We start from the raw sequence: 16,297 nt of genomic DNA, 5'->3' as shown, positions 1-16,297 counted from the left end.
TTATATGATCTTCTCTTTAAAATTTATCCCATGTTTTTCCAAGCGGGCTAAAATAGGATTATAAATTTCCGGGTAACGGGGCATAAGCACACCCGTCCGCTTTATCTCGTTATTCAATATCATCTCCGTCACCATTGCCATCGGCAAACCCACGGTTAATGACATAGCCGTATGATCTGAATCTTTCCCCTTCACCACCAACGAAGATTCCATTGTCTGCTTCTCTTTTCCACTTTTATCAGAAAACTCTATCTGATGTATCATCACAATCATATCCTTATCTCCCGGTTGCAGGCTCCATGAACGTTCGAGTACCTGCTGTAAAAAGTCTGCGGGAACCAAACGTGGTTCCTTATGTGAAAGCAACATAGGCACCACTCCAAGTTCACGCAACAGCCCCTCGGTTTCCTCATCAGGCACTACCTTCTTATCCTTTACCAAGCGCTCCACCTGTCCGCGAAACGTATCCGTCTCTACTTCTTTACGATTCGTAAATCCCATTTGCACCAACACATTCCAGCCTTTGCAAAATGGTGGGCGGCGAAGCGTTCCTCGATAGATAGTCTTTACTCCCTTTAATCCATAAGCATCTACATACTTCATTGAATCTCTATTCGGATAGCTTTCAAACTCACCATAGCCTTCCAGTTTGATATTCAGCGTATGTTTAAAAGGTCTTCATAATGCAATTCCACCTTCTCCCCATCTTTCATATAAAGTATCTTGCCTTCGCCCTGACCTGCCAACACCACATTGCGCGGATTCCATGTAACCTTATAATGCCAACCGTTATCATCATTTTCCGGAGCTACCAGTCCACCCGTATGCGAAAGAAATCCAGTAATCTCCTTGCCCTCATCTTTCAGTCTGGCAATCGCCTGGAGGGCGCTCATGTGATCTATACCGGGGTCGAGACCGATTTCATTCATAAAAATCAATCCCTCCTTCTTCACATCCTCATCCATCCCCAACATCGCATCTGATATGTAGGATGGAGTCACCAAGTTGCGTTTCAGTTTCAAACAGTCTTCAGCAATAATAACGTGCATCGTTGCCGGCAACATAGAGATCACAATATCTGCATCTGCAATCAATCGCCTTCTTCCTGACTCATCCTGAAAGTCAAAAGCAATCGCGCAGGTGTTAGCGCGCTGGCGAGTTTTTTGCATCGCCTGGCAGCCGAAATATCAGCCACCGTAACCTGCCATTGTTCCTCCACCGACCTGTCCACCAGATGGTCAATCAAAGCGCCAGAAGATTTACCGGCTCCAAGTATTAGAATGTTACGCATCAGAAGCAACTGCAATAATAAACGATATGACCGAAATTCATTCCTTTGCGGCAAACAGAATTTAATGATTTGGAAAGTAAAGCCCACGCTCGAAGACGCGCACATTTTCTCCAGCAAACACATAGGCGACCATCTCGGCATCGCGATTACCGAAGTCGGAGATGACTATATCAAAGGCACCATGCCCGTTGACCACAGAACCGTGCAGCCCTTTGGCTTGCTGCATGGTGGCGCCTCCTGCGTATTGGCAGAAACCCTCGGAAGCGTAGGTGGTTTGTTTTGTGTTGACCAAGAGAAATATAGAGTCGTAGGTATTGAGATAAACGCCAACCATATCCGCGGCGTGAACAAAGGCTTCGTTACCGGCACCGCCAGTCCAGTCTATATCGGAAAGACAATACACGTTTGGGAAATAAAAATTGTGAACCCAAAAGAACAGATGGTCTGCATCAGCCGCCTGACGTTGGCGGTTCATCGCAAAGTCTATTAAAGCAACGCTACAAACCCCCACGCCCGAGGCATCCCTTCCTTGGGTTAAAATCAAAAAAGCGCTCCCGAAAAATCGGGAGCGCTTACTCTCTATTAAGTGTGTGATAGGTTATTTGAGAACGCTCACCAATTTGTTGGTCACGCCGCTTTCGTTGCGAATACTCATGATGTAGTTACCATTCGGAAGGCCAGAGACATTCATTTCCGTTTCAGTAGTTGTCGCGTTCTTCTGTGCCACCACCTGTCCGTTTGGAGTCATTAGTGCGATTTGAGTTTCAGTGCCCGGCTGAAGAGCAATCTTGAAGAAGTTATTTGCCGGATTAGGATAAACCAAAACCGTTCCCTGCTTTACATCCTCTACACCCGTAGCACCTCCGTTCTTCGCATAATTATTGCCATCCTGAAAACTGCCTTTAGAAATCAAATATTTCACTTCCGGCTTCTCAATCAAGAAACCATTTGGCTCGCTCACCAAGAAACTGAACGTTTTGCTGCAACCTGCTGCATCCGTAATTTCGACATCATAAGTACCAGAAGTCAAACTAGAAATATTGCGATCATGCACATTATTGCTCCAGCTATAAGCATAGATTGGCGTTCCACCTCCTACATTCAACCCGATGGATCCATCGTTTCCGCCCGGAGTGGTTACATCCAACACATTTGGAGTCACCGCAATATCGTTCGGCTCTGCAATCACCACCGATCCCGAAACCACATCGCCGGTACTATCTGTCACCGTGAAAGAATAAGTACCCGCCGCCAAATTGCTGTGCGAAGCAGTAGCCGGAAGTCCGTTATCCCAAGTATAAGTAAGCGGAGCATTGCCGCCAAACACGAACAAATCAATCGTACCATCATTACCACTGTGGCAGATAGGATTGTTCACGATCAGCTTCGTCGTCATGTTTCCGGCCGATACAGAAAGAGATATAAGGGCAAGAGCGAAGAGGAATAGATTTTTCATGGCTTTCATAATTTTGATTTTACTTTTTGCGGGCTTCATTTTCATCACCCAATACCTACTTATACTGTTTGAACCCAAAAAAAGATTCATTGTTCCTAAACTATTTCACATAATTCGCACAAACGGCAATTTGTATCCGGCTAAATATAATATGTAGTATAGGCATTAAAAAGCCGCAATAAATATTTGGGCGGTAGCCTACTGTCTTTATGCTCCCTTTGGGGGGCAGGAGACTTTGAATCAAATTTGAAGTGCAGAATGAAATACAGGAAGGCACTCCTCATTCAGCATTAAAAAAGCCCTGCACATCTTGCGACATACAAGGCTTGAAAGTAGTGACCCGGAAGGGCTCGAACCTTCGACCCAAAGATTAAGAGTCTTTTGCTCTACCAGCTGAGCTACGGAGTCAAAAAGCGGAGCGCAAACATAACAGGTCTTTCCGATTTTTCAACAGACTTCTTCGGTGCATTTTTCAGGTCCCCGTTCGGTTTCAAATGTTGCGTGATGCACTTTTAGCTTGGTCAGTTCTTGTTTGATATGATGTTTCATGTCCATTTCCTCCGTGCCGCTCATGGACTCTTCTATGCAAAGGTGCGCCGTCATCGCATTCACCGTAGTGCTGAGCGCCCAAACATGAATGTGATGAACACTCGTAACTCCTTTATTGCTCATAATCAGTTGTTTCAGCTTATCTATATCCACCCCCGGCGGCACGGCATCCATAGACAGGCGCAGGCTATCGGCCAACAAATGCCAGCTACTATATACGATGACTACGATAATGACTAAGCTGATTACTGTATCTAACCAATACCATCCTGTAAACATGATGAGCACACCGGCAATCAATACACCAAGAGAAACCAAGGCATCGGCCACGAGATGCAGGTAAGCGCCTTTGACATTCAGATCGTCCTCCTTGTTCTTAATAAACAAGAAAGCAGAAGCACCGTTGACGACGATTCCAATTCCGGCCACTATGGAAATGATATCTCCTTGAAGAGGTTCGGGATGAAAAAATCGTTTCACTGCTTCAATGCCGATGCCCCCCACCGCTATCAGCAAGATGACGGCATTAGCCAGCGCCACGAGAATGGTGGTTTTGCTGTAACCGTAGGTATAATTTACGCTTGGTTTGATTTTGGCCAGCCGGAAAGCAAAAAGTGACAAAGCCAGTGCGGCCACATCGCTCAGGTTATGACCGGCATCGGTCAGCAATCCCAAGGAACCGGTCATCAATCCGGCAACAGATTCCACCACTACAAATGCCAGATTCAAAACAATGCCCACGATGAACGCACGGTTCAAGTTGGATGAAAGCGTGGAGTGCTCGTTTAGGTTGTGATCAGAATGTGTGTGCAGATGAGCCATGATACATTCTTTAAGTGAGATTGAAAAAATAAGTGAGTGCGCCGACCAAGATAAGTACAATCCCGGTCACGGCCTTTTCGTTGCTGTCGAGAAAGCGGAAGTTGTAACGACTGATGCCCTCCAGCGCGAGCGCGACAAAGAGCATCATGAAACCGACGGTGACCAACAGATAAACCAGCGATACGCCCGCAATCCCCGCCCATCCATATTTGCCGGCGGTGAAATAATATGTTTCCAGTTCCAAACAAGGCGAAAAAAACATACCGATGCTGACAGAAATAAGGATAGCCTTGAAAGATTTATTGTGTAATGGTTTTTCGGGGAAATGATGCCGGTGTCCGTGAGCATGAAAATTGCGAACGACATAAAAGATACCAAGCAGAATCAGAATAAAAGGTGCCAAAACTTCGGTCATCCACTGAAAGGATTCGGATAGTTTATATCCTGCCCAACCAATCAAGATTCCGATAAGAATAGTGCTGGCTATATGCGACCCTCCGCTCACCGCCGTTGCAAAGAGCGTGCGCTTCTTTGTCCAGCGCTCGGCTTTGCCAATAGCCACCAAGGGCAGCCAATGGCTGGGGATGGTGGCATGAATGACACTCAGCACTAAACTGCTGATGATGATCTGAAGCATCTAATCTTTCTTTCCTTCTATAATAATAACGAATTCTCCTCTCGGCTCTTTAAGTGTAAAGCGCTCAATCAGTTCTCCGGCAGTCCCACGAATTGTTTCCTCAAACATCTTGGATAATTCTCTTGAGGCAGATATTTTTCTTTCCTCTCCTAGATGCTGCAACAATTCATTCAACAGCTTTACCACTCGAAAAGGAGATTCGTACAAGATGATGGTGCGTAGCTCTAGAGCTATCTCTTTCAATTTAGTTTGCCTTCCTTTCTTGTGAGGCAGAAAGCCGATGAAAACAAATTCATCAGTTGCAAAACCGGAGTTAATCAATGCAGGCACAAAAGCCGTAGCACCGGGCAGACACTCCACCGTAATACCTTCGCGGATACATGCCTGAATCAAAACATAGCCCGGATCGGATATACCCGGTGTTCCTCCATCGCTCACCAAACCGATGGTCATTCCAGACTTCAATTGTTCCACCACTCCTTCCACAGTCTTCTGCTCATTGAATTTATGATAAGCCGAAAGACGAGTGGATATTTTATAATGGTCTAACAGTTTTTTAGTCTGGCGGGTATCTTCGGCAAGGACGACATCCACCTCCTTCAACATTCTGAGGGCGCGAAGCGTGATATCCTCCAGATTTCCAATCGGAGTGGGAATGATCAAGAGTTTATTCATAAAAGGTTCTTCCGATTAGGAAGATTCCTCCATTATTTCAAATTTATATCCTTCCATAATTGGATTAGCAAGCAATTTCTTGCAGGCAGTGTCAATCTGGGTCGTGGCTTCTTCTTTTGACGAAGCACTTATTTTAATGGTGATGTGTTTGCCAATGCGCACATCTTCTACGGTCTTGAAATTCATTTTCAGTAAGCTATGTTCTACGGCTTTGCCCTGTGGGTCTAACAATTCTTTTAGAGGCATTACATCAATCTCTGCTTTGAAGTTCATGGTTTGATTTGTTTTTGAATCAGCGAAATAATTAGGTAAAGAATAACAATGAGTGAAATGGCGGCGAATTTAAGTGTTGCCAGCAAAACCAGCGACAAGAGCAGGAAAGAAAAGGCCGTTTCGTTTCCTTTCCACGAAAAGGATTTGAATTTGAGGGCAAACATCGGCAGTTCAATCACCATGAGTATGGATAAAACAATCACCACACCGTATAAGACCGGCAATTGAAAAAGATAGAACGATAATCCAAACGAATTATGGAGAAAGGTTAAAAGAAAGCCGGTAATAAATATCGCGACCGCAGGAGTTGGCAGGCCAAGAAAAGAATCGGATTGGCGATGGTCTGTATTAAACTTAGCCAAACGCAAGGCCGCAAAGAGTGTAATCAAAAAAGCCGGAATACAGAGCAAGTAAATCGTTGCCTCCGGTAAGGAACCTGAACCGGATTCATAATTCTGAAAAAGCAAATGAAACATAATAGCACCGGGCAAAACACCGAAGCTCACTACATCCGCCAACGAATCTAATTGCTTGCCAATGTCGGTTGCGTTTTTGGTAAAGCGCGCAGCAAACCCATCAAGATAATCAGCCACAAGAGAAATAAGCACACAATAGGGAACCCACTCTAAGCGATAACTGAATACAAACACAATGCCCAGACAACCGGCAAGAAGATTGAGCAGTGTGAGAAGATTTGGAAGACTGAGCAGGGAGAAGAAATTCATGTACTACTTGCTATTCATTATTTCTTCAATCTCCTCCGCCTCAACTGGAATGTTCGCCATCAAGTCGGTAGGTTTGCCGTTGGTTACAAGGATATTGTTTTCAATACGAATACCCATATTCTCTTCGCGGATGTAAATTCCCGGCTCGCAGGTGAGTACCGTACCCGGTTTAAGTTTATCGAAGCGATTGCCTACGTCATGTACATCCAGCCCTAGAAAGTGAGCGGTTCCGTGCGGGAAATACTTTTTATAAAGAGGATTGTTTTTATCCTGTTTTTTAACGTCTGCGCTCTTCAATAAATTAAGTTTCACCAATTCTTCCTCCATTATTTTTCCGACAGACGTATTGATTTCATTCAACGTCACACGGGTGGTCATCATTTTCTTTGCCTCGTTGTGAACGCGAAGCACCGCATTGTAAACATCCTTCTGGCGCTTTGTGAACTTACCGTTCACCGGCACTGTCCTGGTGAGGTCTGCGTTATAGTTGCCATATTCCGCTGCGGCATCCATCAAAATCAACTCCCCCGACTTACATTGAGCATCATTTGCCACATAATGAAGCACACAGGCGTTTACGCCCGTTGCAATAATCGGCTCATAAGCCTGACCCGTTCCGCGACGGATTAAATATTCATGAGTCAGCGCGGCTTCCACTTCATATTCCCAAACGCCGGGCTTGATAAGTTTCAAAGCGCGAATAAATCCCTTGTGGGTAATGTCAATCGCCCGTTTCAGCAAAGTGATTTCATGTGCTGATTTAGCCATCCGCAAAGCAGAGACAATCGGCGCAGAGCGTTCGTATTTATGAAGCGGGAAGTTGTTCATCACCTTGCGTGCAAACTTTATTTCCGTAGCCTCCTCCATAGAAACGCTGCGGTCATGCTCATTGGTATTCAGGTAAATATGATTGGCATAATGCGCCAGCATGTTGAAAATGCCCTCAAACTGTTCGCTCCAAAGTACCGTCTTCACCCCTGAGATTTTAGACGCTTCGTCCATCGAATGTTTCCTTCCCTCCCACCACATGATTTGTTCGCTGGTTTTCCGAACAAATAATACTTCCTTGTACTTCTCTTCCGGTGCATCGGGAAAAAGAACCAAAAAGGTTTCTTCTTGATCAATACCGCTTAGATAAAACAAGTCCGGGTTTTGTCTCCATTTGTATGAAGCATCTGCACTGCGCGTCACTATTTCGTTCGATACAAAGACGGCAATAGAATCCTTCTTCATTTGTTTGGAAAAATTCTTGCGGTTCAGCTTAAAAAGCTCGGGGTTTATAGATTCATAGCGCATAGCAAAGAGTGTTTCGACGTTCCGCGCGAATGTAGCGCAATTCTAACTCTATGAAAATTATTTGTACTTTAGAACTGATTAAAATCCTTTCGTGGATTGAAATCTTGGATTACATTTGCTCCCTCTTAGCCTGAAAATTGTCACTTAAGATGAATATAGTTGGTCTGAAAAATCCTAAAGCAAACATTGAAACTTTAGGTATCAAAAGTTCAAAAACACAATACTGGAACCTTAGTCCGGAAGAACTTATTGAAGAAACGATTCGCAGAAATCAAGCGATACTAAACGACACCGGCGCTTTGGCGGTAGATACCGGCGAGTTTACCGGCCGTGCCCCGAAAGATCGTTTCATCGTGAAAGATGAGAACACCAAAGATTCGGTGGACTGGGGTGGATTCAATACACCTATAGAACCTGCGGTGTTCGATAAACTTTACACGGATGCGGTTAATTACCTGAGCAGTAAAGAGGTATTTGTCCGCGACTGCTATGCCTGTGCTGATGATAATTATCGGCTGAATGTGCGTGTGGTGAATGAATATCCTTGGGCAAATCTATTTGCCTATAACATGTTCCTTCGCCCCAATTCAAATGAACTAAAAACTATTGAACCGGACTGGACGATTATACAAGCTCCCGGTTTTAAATGCAATGGCGTGAAAGACGGTGTTCGTCAACACAACTTTGCTATTCTCAATTTTACCAAAAAGGTTGTCATCATCGGCGGCACTGCTTATACCGGCGAAATAAAAAAAGGAATTTTCTCCGTTCTTAATTATGTACTTCCGCACGAAAAGAAAGTTCTATCCATGCACTGCTCTGCCAACGTGGGCAAAAGCGGCGATGTAGCTTTGTTCTTTGGTTTGAGCGGAACCGGAAAGACCACTCTTTCTGCTGATCCGAATCGCCCTTTGATTGGCGACGACGAACACGGCTGGACATCCAAAGGGGTATTTAATTTTGAAGGCGGTTGCTATGCCAAAGTCATTGACCTTTCGGCTGAGAAAGAACCGGATATCTTCAAAGCCATCCGTCATGGAGCTATTCTCGAAAACATCGGCTTTCTGGAAGGTACCCGCTCGGTGGATTATGCTTACAAAGCAAAGACGGAAAATACCCGTGTTTCCTACCCTATCCATTTTATAGATAACGCCCTGCCTAAATCTATGGCAGGCGAACCGAAAAACATCTTCTTCCTTACCTATGATGCTTTTGGCGTTTTGCCTCCTATCTCAAAACTAAGTGTTGGGCAGGCTATGTATTTCTTCCTTTCCGGGTTTACTTCAAAAGTAGCCGGAACCGAAGCCGGAGTGACTGAGCCTCAAACTAATTTTTCTACCTGTTTTGGTGCACCTTTTCTTCCGTTGCACCCTACTAAATACGCCTCTCTGTTAGGCGAAAAACTACGCAACTCTGAAATCCGCGTGTGGTTGCTCAACACCGGCTACACGGGGGGCTCTTACGGAACCGGCAAGCGGATGAGTCTTCCTCATACTCGTGCTTTGATCACCGAGGCCTTAAATGGCAATCTTGATAAGGTTCCTTTTGAAAAACACCCCGTTTTTGGAGTGTCTATGCCTAAAAATTGCCCGAATGTTCCTGACGAAATTCTGAACCCGCGCAATACTTGGCAGAGCAAAGAGGCCTATGATGCCAAATCCAACGAATTGGCTGCAGCTTTCAATAAGAATTTTGAAAAATTTGCCGCAAAGGCAGAGAAAGAAATTCTGGACGCTGCGCCAAAAGCAATGCAGTCAGTTTAATTCAGCGTTTCTAGCTCATCATCATTTTCATTTTTGTCTCTTTTGGGGTAATTTTTTATGGAAAGCATAAAAAACTCAACCTGCTTTACCCAAAACACTTGCTGACTTAGGACAGTCACCAAGCGGCTGACATTCTTTTCTCAAAATAGAAACCAAAGCACCTCCTAACTTGGTTTCTATTTCACCAAAAGAAGCTAAATCTCCTTCTACTTTGGTTTCTTTTTAGGGAGAAGAATCTAAAGTGGCTGCAGACTTGGCTTCTATTTGCCGATTAGAGATTGGGACTTGAAGACTTGCTACTTAAAGACGTGGACAAAATGGTTGGTGATGAGCAGAATCTACTTCATACCCAAGAGAAAATGGACAAAAGCATTAACAGAGTCCTAACTGCAAATAGATGAACATTACAAACAGAATTATTTTGGGAAAACCAAAAGCAAATTCACTTATGTTTTTCTGTGTAGCTTTGACCTCTCTGTTTCTTTCAGAGTAATATCAAACATGGAAATCACCCTCATCATTCTGGTCGTTATTCTTTCCCTGCTTGGGTTGGTGGGCAGCGTGTTGCCCGCACTACCCGGCCCTCCTTTAAACTATCTAGCGATTTTATTACTTCAATGGGCCTATCATCCTTTTAGTGTTTCTACCTTGCTTTGGTTAGGAGGCCTGATGATAGCGGTACTGTTGCTTGATTATTATCTACCAGTGATTACTGCAAAAAGGTATGGTGCCACAAGAGAGGGCGTGATAGGGAGTATCATTGGGATGGTTCTTGGAATGTTTTTCACTCCGGTGGGTATGGTGGCGGGAACCTTGACAGGGGCTGTCATCGGTGATTTGATAGCAGGCAGAAGCGGAAGACAAGCTGCAGTATCCGGTATAGCTGTTTTGGCAGGCACCGTATTAAGTATAGGAATAAAACTGATGGCTTCCGGGCTGATGACTTCGCTGGTGATTTATAAACTGATAGCCAGATTGGGTATGGCCACCTGATTCCGCCAAAGCCCAGATATTTTCCTTGTTAATGAATTGACGATATTTATCTTTAAGCACAATAAACAAAAAACCATGAAAGCGCTTTTATCTCTTCTATTCTTCAGTCTTGGAACCGGTATTATTAATGGGCAATCACAACAATATGGATCGGTAGATACGACCGCTGTAAAAGGACAGATTGTACTGATAGACAGTTTATGTACCTTGCGCAATAAGCCGGGGAAACACTACTACAATGATTTCAAACCATACTATCTTCTGCTTTTCAAACCTTCAGCAGATCAAAAAATGGTGATACGCGCCAAATCTGTAGCGAGATTAATGGGAAATACGGAGATCAGCCTGAAGGTCAGACGAGTCAAAATCAAAAACCCAAATTCTACTGACCCATCCGACACAACCGACATCTCTTCTCTCGGCATCACTAATTGCTACGATTATGTGTTGAAGGAAAATAAATACATCATTTATGAATTGATTGAATAGCCCTACAGGTTATTCTCCGGCTCATTTTTCAAAATGGGTCTATTGGATTTAATTCTGAAAATACAAACCGTTCGACCTACAGTATATGGTCATGGCGCAACAATCCACAGCGCAAGATTGATAATTATTGACCGCTCAATAAAAGGTCAGCGGTTCGATTTTTTATTTTTGTTCGAAACAAATCGGAATGAAGGTAACGATTATTGGGGCAGGAAATGTGGCAACTCAATTGGCCCTTGGGTTGAAAAAGGTGGGCCATGAAATAGTGGAGGTCTATAACCGAAGTGATGAATCTGGACAGGAGTTGGCACGAACGGTGGGGGCTTCGTTTACCTCAAAGGCAGGAGAACTGAAAGATGCTGAGGTATATATCATTGCTGTGAAAGATGATACGCTGGCAGAAGTGGCAGGACATTTGAAGTTGGGCAATAAAACAGTGGTGCATACTTCCGGAACAAAATCGAAGGATTTGCTGAAAGATTCGGCCATAGGCTTTGGGGTTTTCTACCCCTTGCAGACCATGACCAAATACTCCAAAGTAGATTTCAAAACCGTTCCCATATTGGTTGAAGGAAGTAGCGAGCCTGTAGTACAAAGGCTGGAGATGTTGGCTCGATCGCTTTCACACCACGTACACCGAGTAGATGAAGAACAGCGGAAATGGATACATGTAGCGGCGGTGTTTGCCAATAACTTTACCAATCATCTATGGGCGTTGGCAGAAGGGATATTAAAAGAAAGAGGCATTTCGTTTGATATTCTGAAACCGCTGATTATGAAATCAGCACAAAATCTGGAAGGAGCTTCTCCCACCGCGATACAAACCGGCCCGGCGATACGCGGCGATCATCAATTGGTTCAAGAACATTTGCTGATGCTAACCCATGATCCGAAATTGCACAAGCTATACCGAATACTGAGCGAGAGCATTTCTAAATCTCCTCTAAAGGAGTAATCTTGCCAAAGGGGGATTAACCTTTATTGATTTGAAAACATTGTTTGCATTTTTTCGTTTGGTGCGTATCAGCAACCTGTTGATGATTGCATTGAGTCTTTCCCTTTTTTATTACCTCATCTTGATTCCGGTTCATCAGGACAAACTGCATAGCACGCTGGTTCCTTTTACGACCTTTGAGTTTGTGTTATTTATTCTCTCGGTGGTATTTATCGCCGCTGCGGGGAATATTATCAACGATTATTTTGATTTTGAACTGGACCGGGAGTTCAAACCGGAACGGCCACTGGCTCAGGGGCTATTCTCTCTGGACACCACCATGTATCTGCACATGGGGTTTGCTTTATCAGGTATAGCATTGGGCTATTATTTAGGTTGGTTAGTGGGATACTTCAGTGTTGGGTATATCTATATTATCTGCTCCCTGCTGCTCTACATTTATTCCTCCTACTTAAAAAAGATTCCGCTGGTCGGAAATGTCGCCATCTCTGCGCTGACCGGTTTTGTGTTTGTATTGTTGCTGATATTCGAGGCAAACTTCTTGCGAGTCATTTTTTTGAAGAAGGCAAATATGCGTTCAATATCCTGATAGCAGGTTAAGTTCTATAGCGGATTTGCATTCTAATCAATCTATCGCGAGAGGTTGTAAAGACCATAGAAGATAAAGAAGGAGATGCCGCTTATAAAATCAATACAGTGACCGTTCGGTTTGGCGAAATAGCGGCCAAGGTCATTGCAATGAGTTTGCTCCTCGTTCTTCTCGTGGGGCTTGGATACTTTATGAACGCATTTCTTGAAGCAAAGGCCGTTAAGGAATTCTCTTATTTTCTTTTTGCCGTAGTCATCCCGACGGTGGTTGCGATTGTTCTTCTGTTTCTGGCAAAGGACAAAAAGATGTATCATTCCATCAGTCTTTTATTAAAGCTAATCATGCTGTTGGGGGTCCTTTCAATTCCGGCGTTCTATTTCTTTAATAAAACGCAATAACCGAAAGGTCATCTGCCACCATGAAAACAAAAATCATCCTTGCCTCTAAATCTCCCCGCCGCGTGGAACTGATGAAGATGGCAGGCTTTGAATTTGATGTGGCCTCCAAGAATGTTGATGAAACACATCCACTAGGCATTGCCCCTGAATTAATCCCGACCTTTTTAGCCAAGAAGAAAGCTCATGCCTTTTCAAATGAACTTTCGGATGATATGGTAGTTATTGGGGCAGATACCATTGTATTGTTGGAAGGAAAAATTTATGAAAAGCCCAAAGACCATAAAGAAGCGGTGGAAATGCTTACCGCATTAAGTGGAAAGATGCACGAGGTAGTTACCGGTGTTTGCCTGTTGAGCAAAAGTAGAGAAGAATCCTTTTCAGAAACTACAAAGGTCTATTTCAATGAGTTTAGCAAAGAAGAAATTGAGTATTACGTAGATAAATTTAAACCTTTTGATAAAGCCGGCTCTTACGCCTGTCAGGAATGGATAGGCGCTATTGGCATTAAACGTTTTGAGGGTGATTACTTCAATGTAGTGGGCTTGCCCATCAATAGGGTCTATCGCGAGTTGAAGAAGTTTTAGAAAGTTAAGAACAACCTAACTTCTTATAGCATCCACCGGTTTCATATTCGCTGCAGACCAGGCAGGAATAAAACCGGCAAGAATACCAACTACTACAGAGATAGAAACGCCCAGCATCAAATTGAAAGGGGTGATATAAAAGTGAAAGTCAGACTTAGCCACATTTGTGATGAAGTATTGTAACAATTGGAAAAGTCCCAGTACCACAATCAATCCTACAATTCCTCCCAACACACAAAGCACCACCGCCTCTAATAAAAACTCGAGCAGAATATAAACCTTCTTCGCTCCGATAGCTTTTTTAATCCCAATGATATACGTACGCTCCTTTACGGCTACAAACATGATATTGGCGATTCCAAAAGCGCCGACAAAAATAGAGAAGCCACCAATAAACAATCCCGCAAGGTTTATAATAGAAAAAACAGAGGCAATTCCCTCCGTAAAAACACTTACTTGATTTATAGCAAAATTATCCTCCTGAAAAGGCGAAAGACGTCGAGCAGAACGCATCACTCCCTTTAATTCGTACCGCAACTCATCTATCGGAACATTTGATTTCGGAATGACTGCAAGTATCGGGTCGTTATTCCCGGATGACATATTCACAAACATACTCATGAAGCTGAAAGGAACGATCACATTGTTGTCCAGCGTAAATCCGAACAAATCGCTTCCCTCCTTTTTCAGTACGCCGATGATGGTAACCTTCACTCCATTTACCTTAATAGTGCTCCCCTCAATCTGCGAGCGATTCGGGAACAGCGTTTCAGCCACATTGGCACCAATCAAAGCAACTCCTTGCGCATTGTTGGATTCAGCAGGTGTAAAATAGCGCCCCTGAGTAAATTCCATCTCCTTGATTTTGTTGTAATCAAAAGTAGCGCCAATTACCTGCACTCCATCGGCTGTATTTTGTCCGGAAATGACAGATATATTCCCGGCAAAATACATCAAGCAACTGGCATCTGCACCGTTTACATTCTTTTGAACCTGCTCTAATTCTCTGCGATTGGAAGCCGGACGATTAAAGTACTTCCACCAAGGATAACTTCCTCCATCTCCCCAAATCCAGGGCCATTTTTGAACATAAAGAATATCGTTGCCAAAGGAAGCCAAGCTTCTCTGGATATTCATTTCCAAAGAGTTTACTGCCGTGCGGACTGAAATAATACACAGAATGCCAATAGCAATGCCCAGTATTGAGAGAAACGAGCGCAACTTGGAGGCACGTATCTCAGCAAATGACATAGCGAAACTTTGAAGGAAGATTTTGATTAGGATGGACATACCCGACAAACGTAAGGAAAAAGGGGCTATTTTCTTGCGTATTTCTTAAATCGGCTCTCATCTCATTATGATATTCCGATTCAGATATTAACTTTGCGCCCCTCAATTTTGAGTTCCGTAAAATTCAAATACTTATACGATGAAGCTGTCTAACTTCAATTTCAACCTTCCTAAAGAACTTATTGCCCAACATCCCGCAAAGAACCGCGATGAATCCTACTTGATGGTAGTGGACCGGGCAACCAAAAAAATTGAACACAAAAAGTTTAGCGATGCTTTAAAGTATTTTGATGATGGCGATGTCCTGATGTTGAATAATACGAAAGTATTTCCTGCTCGATTATATGGCACCAAAGAGAAGACCGGCGCTAAGATTGAAGTGTTTCTTCTGCGTGAGTTAAATCAAAAGCAATTTCTCTGGGATGTTTTAGTGGATCCCGCGCGCAAAATTCGTGTGGGCAACAAGCTGTATTTTGGAAAAAATGATGACTTGATTGCCGAAGTAGTGGACAATACTACCTCTCGTGGCAGAACCATCCGTTTTCTTTTCGATGGAGATTATGCCAAATTTAAGAAGGTGCTTTTCGACATGGGTGAAACCCCACTTCCCAAATATATTAAGCGCCCTGTAGAAGCCGCCGATGCAGAGCGCTTCCAAACTGTTTTTGCCCGTGAAGAAGGAGCCGTTGCTGCTCCTACGGCAGGGATGCATTTCAGTCGCGAACTGTTAAAACGATTTGAAATTAAAGGTATTGAATTAGCCGAAGTTACGCTCCATACTGGTTTGGGCACCTTCCGTTCTATTGATGTAGAAGATCTTTCCAAACACAAAATGGATGCGGAAGAAATCAACATTCCTGAAAAGGCCGTAAAGCTGGTGAACCAAGCAAAAATTAATGGCAAGAAAATCTGTGCTGTAGGAACTACAACGATGAGAGCCGTAGAGTCTGCCGTATCTGCCGAGCGCTATCTGAAAGCATATAAGGGCTGGACCAACCTATTTATTCACCCTCCTTTTGATTTCAGCATTGCCAATGCCATGATTACCAATTTCCATCCTCCTAAATCTAGTTTGATGATTATGGTAGCCGCTTTTGGTGGTTATGATTTAACCATGAAAGCCTATGAACTGGCTGTGAAAGATAAATATAAGTTCAATTGCTATGGCGATGCCATGCTGATTATTTAATCAGCAGAGAAGCCCATCTCTATTGCCTTATAAAAGCAAAAGCCACTCTTTCGGGTGGCTTTTGCTTTTATAACTTGTTAACGATTTCTAGTCGAAGGTTTTAATGTTCATCCTCATTAAAGAAGAAATCTTCTTTAGTCGGATAATCAGGCCAGATGTCCTCGATGCTTTCATACGTTTCTCCATCGTCATCCAGTTCCTGAAGATTTTCTACCACTTCAACGGGTGAGCCAGAGCGTATCGCATAATCAATTAACTCATCCTTATTGGATGGCCAAGGTGCGTCTTCTAAATATGAGGCTAATTCTAATGTCCAAAACATG

General features: G+C 43.6%; 21 protein-coding genes and 1 tRNA gene. 9 read left to right on the top strand and 13 right to left on the bottom strand.

Annotation, left to right across the window (positions count from 1 at the left end; genetic code table 11):
- From IPP77_02080 to IPP77_02070, 3 genes are read right to left on the bottom strand one after another with little or no spacing between them, the layout of a single operon-like run.
- The gene (locus IPP77_02080) at positions 1-660 is read right to left on the bottom strand and encodes a hypothetical protein (GenBank protein ID MBL0308506.1); all 660 of its coding nucleotides are present in this window, start codon (positions 658-660) and stop codon (positions 1-3) included.
- Entirely contained in the window at positions 657-1,169 is a 513-nt protein-coding gene (locus IPP77_02075) for a saccharopine dehydrogenase NADP-binding domain-containing protein (GenBank protein MBL0308505.1), read from the bottom strand. Before IPP77_02075 ends, IPP77_02080 begins: the two co-directional genes overlap by 4 nt.
- Entirely contained in the window at positions 1,091-1,291 is a 201-nt protein-coding gene (locus tag IPP77_02070; GenBank protein ID MBL0308504.1) for a hypothetical protein, read from the bottom strand. Before IPP77_02070 ends, IPP77_02075 begins: the two co-directional genes overlap by 79 nt.
- 64 nt (positions 1,292-1,355) lie before the next feature.
- Here IPP77_02070 and IPP77_02065 point away from each other — a divergent pair, with 64 nt between their 5' ends.
- Positions 1,356-1,781, top strand: coding sequence for a hotdog fold thioesterase (locus IPP77_02065; GenBank protein ID MBL0308503.1), 426 nt, complete (start codon positions 1,356-1,358; stop codon positions 1,779-1,781).
- Between the two features lie 108 nt (positions 1,782-1,889).
- On the opposite strand, the gene IPP77_02060 is transcribed toward IPP77_02065, so the two are convergent.
- The 8 genes from IPP77_02060 to IPP77_02025 form a co-directional block, all read right to left on the bottom strand.
- Positions 1,890-2,747: a T9SS type A sorting domain-containing protein gene (locus IPP77_02060; protein MBL0308502.1), complete on the bottom strand. Its 858-nt coding sequence runs from the start codon at positions 2,745-2,747 to the stop codon at positions 1,890-1,892.
- Between the two features lie 335 nt (positions 2,748-3,082).
- Positions 3,083-3,156: transfer RNA gene (locus tag IPP77_02055), tRNA-Lys, on the bottom strand.
- Positions 3,157-3,194: 38 nt separating this feature from the next.
- Positions 3,195-4,118, bottom strand: coding sequence for a cation transporter (locus IPP77_02050; protein ID MBL0308501.1), 924 nt, complete (start codon positions 4,116-4,118; stop codon positions 3,195-3,197).
- Between the two features lie 10 nt (positions 4,119-4,128).
- Positions 4,129-4,755 (bottom strand): hypothetical protein, encoded by a 627-nt coding sequence (locus IPP77_02045; protein ID MBL0308500.1) that lies wholly within the window; start codon positions 4,753-4,755, stop codon positions 4,129-4,131.
- Complete coding sequence (gene rsmI / locus IPP77_02040) at positions 4,756-5,430, bottom strand: 16S rRNA (cytidine(1402)-2'-O)-methyltransferase (protein MBL0308499.1); 675 nt, start codon at positions 5,428-5,430, stop codon at positions 4,756-4,758.
- A 15-nt stretch (positions 5,431-5,445) separates the two neighbouring features.
- Positions 5,446-5,703: a phosphoribosylformylglycinamidine synthase subunit PurS gene (gene purS / locus IPP77_02035; protein MBL0308498.1), complete on the bottom strand. Its 258-nt coding sequence runs from the start codon at positions 5,701-5,703 to the stop codon at positions 5,446-5,448.
- Positions 5,700-6,428 carry a CDP-alcohol phosphatidyltransferase family protein gene (locus IPP77_02030; GenBank protein ID MBL0308497.1) on the bottom strand — a complete coding sequence of 243 codons (729 nt, stop codon included), beginning with the start codon at positions 6,426-6,428 and terminating at the stop codon, positions 5,700-5,702. Before IPP77_02030 ends, purS begins: the two co-directional genes overlap by 4 nt.
- 3 nt (positions 6,429-6,431) lie before the next feature.
- Positions 6,432-7,724: an aminopeptidase P family protein gene (locus IPP77_02025; protein MBL0308496.1), complete on the bottom strand. Its 1,293-nt coding sequence runs from the start codon at positions 7,722-7,724 to the stop codon at positions 6,432-6,434.
- Between the two features lie 149 nt (positions 7,725-7,873).
- On the opposite strand from IPP77_02025, the gene pckA reads away from it, so the two are divergent.
- The 7 genes from pckA to maf all read left to right on the top strand — a co-directional run bounded on the left by pckA (position 7,874) and on the right by maf (position 13,495).
- On the top strand, positions 7,874-9,487 hold the full coding sequence (gene pckA, locus IPP77_02020) for a phosphoenolpyruvate carboxykinase (ATP) (protein MBL0308495.1): 1,614 nt from the start codon (positions 7,874-7,876) through the stop codon (positions 9,485-9,487).
- 501 nt (positions 9,488-9,988) lie between these two features.
- Complete coding sequence (locus IPP77_02015) at positions 9,989-10,480, top strand: DUF456 domain-containing protein (GenBank protein ID MBL0308494.1); 492 nt, start codon at positions 9,989-9,991, stop codon at positions 10,478-10,480.
- A gap of 75 nt (positions 10,481-10,555) precedes the next feature.
- The gene (locus tag IPP77_02010) at positions 10,556-10,969 is read left to right on the top strand and encodes a hypothetical protein (GenBank protein ID MBL0308493.1); all 414 of its coding nucleotides are present in this window, start codon (positions 10,556-10,558) and stop codon (positions 10,967-10,969) included.
- A 187-nt stretch (positions 10,970-11,156) separates the two neighbouring features.
- Positions 11,157-11,924 (top strand): DUF2520 domain-containing protein, encoded by a 768-nt coding sequence (locus tag IPP77_02005; protein MBL0308492.1) that lies wholly within the window; start codon positions 11,157-11,159, stop codon positions 11,922-11,924.
- Positions 11,925-11,955: 31 nt separating this feature from the next.
- The gene (locus IPP77_02000) at positions 11,956-12,513 is read left to right on the top strand and encodes a UbiA family prenyltransferase (protein MBL0308491.1); all 558 of its coding nucleotides are present in this window, start codon (positions 11,956-11,958) and stop codon (positions 12,511-12,513) included.
- Between the two features lie 107 nt (positions 12,514-12,620).
- Positions 12,621-12,911: a hypothetical protein gene (locus IPP77_01995; GenBank protein MBL0308490.1), complete on the top strand. Its 291-nt coding sequence runs from the start codon at positions 12,621-12,623 to the stop codon at positions 12,909-12,911.
- 20 nt (positions 12,912-12,931) lie between these two features.
- Positions 12,932-13,495, top strand: coding sequence for a septum formation protein Maf (maf, locus tag IPP77_01990; protein MBL0308489.1), 564 nt, complete (start codon positions 12,932-12,934; stop codon positions 13,493-13,495).
- A gap of 15 nt (positions 13,496-13,510) precedes the next feature.
- Here the strand turns inward: maf and IPP77_01985 are convergent, their stop codons facing one another.
- The gene (locus IPP77_01985; GenBank protein ID MBL0308488.1) at positions 13,511-14,746 is read right to left on the bottom strand and encodes an ABC transporter permease; all 1,236 of its coding nucleotides are present in this window, start codon (positions 14,744-14,746) and stop codon (positions 13,511-13,513) included.
- Positions 14,747-14,924: 178 nt separating this feature from the next.
- Between IPP77_01985 and queA the strand changes: the two genes are divergently transcribed.
- Entirely contained in the window at positions 14,925-15,974 is a 1,050-nt protein-coding gene (gene queA / locus IPP77_01980) for a tRNA preQ1(34) S-adenosylmethionine ribosyltransferase-isomerase QueA (protein MBL0308487.1), read from the top strand.
- Between the two features lie 100 nt (positions 15,975-16,074).
- Here the strand turns inward: queA and IPP77_01975 are convergent, their stop codons facing one another.
- The gene (locus IPP77_01975) at positions 16,075-16,296 is read right to left on the bottom strand and encodes a DUF2795 domain-containing protein (GenBank protein ID MBL0308486.1); all 222 of its coding nucleotides are present in this window, start codon (positions 16,294-16,296) and stop codon (positions 16,075-16,077) included.
- Between the last annotated feature and the right edge of the window lies 1 nt (position 16,297).

This window comes from Bacteroidota bacterium (assembly GCA_016722375.1).
Classification (GTDB): domain Bacteria; phylum Bacteroidota; class Bacteroidia; order Chitinophagales; family LD1; genus Bog-950.
This window is presented reverse-complemented; position numbering and strand designations above follow the sequence as displayed.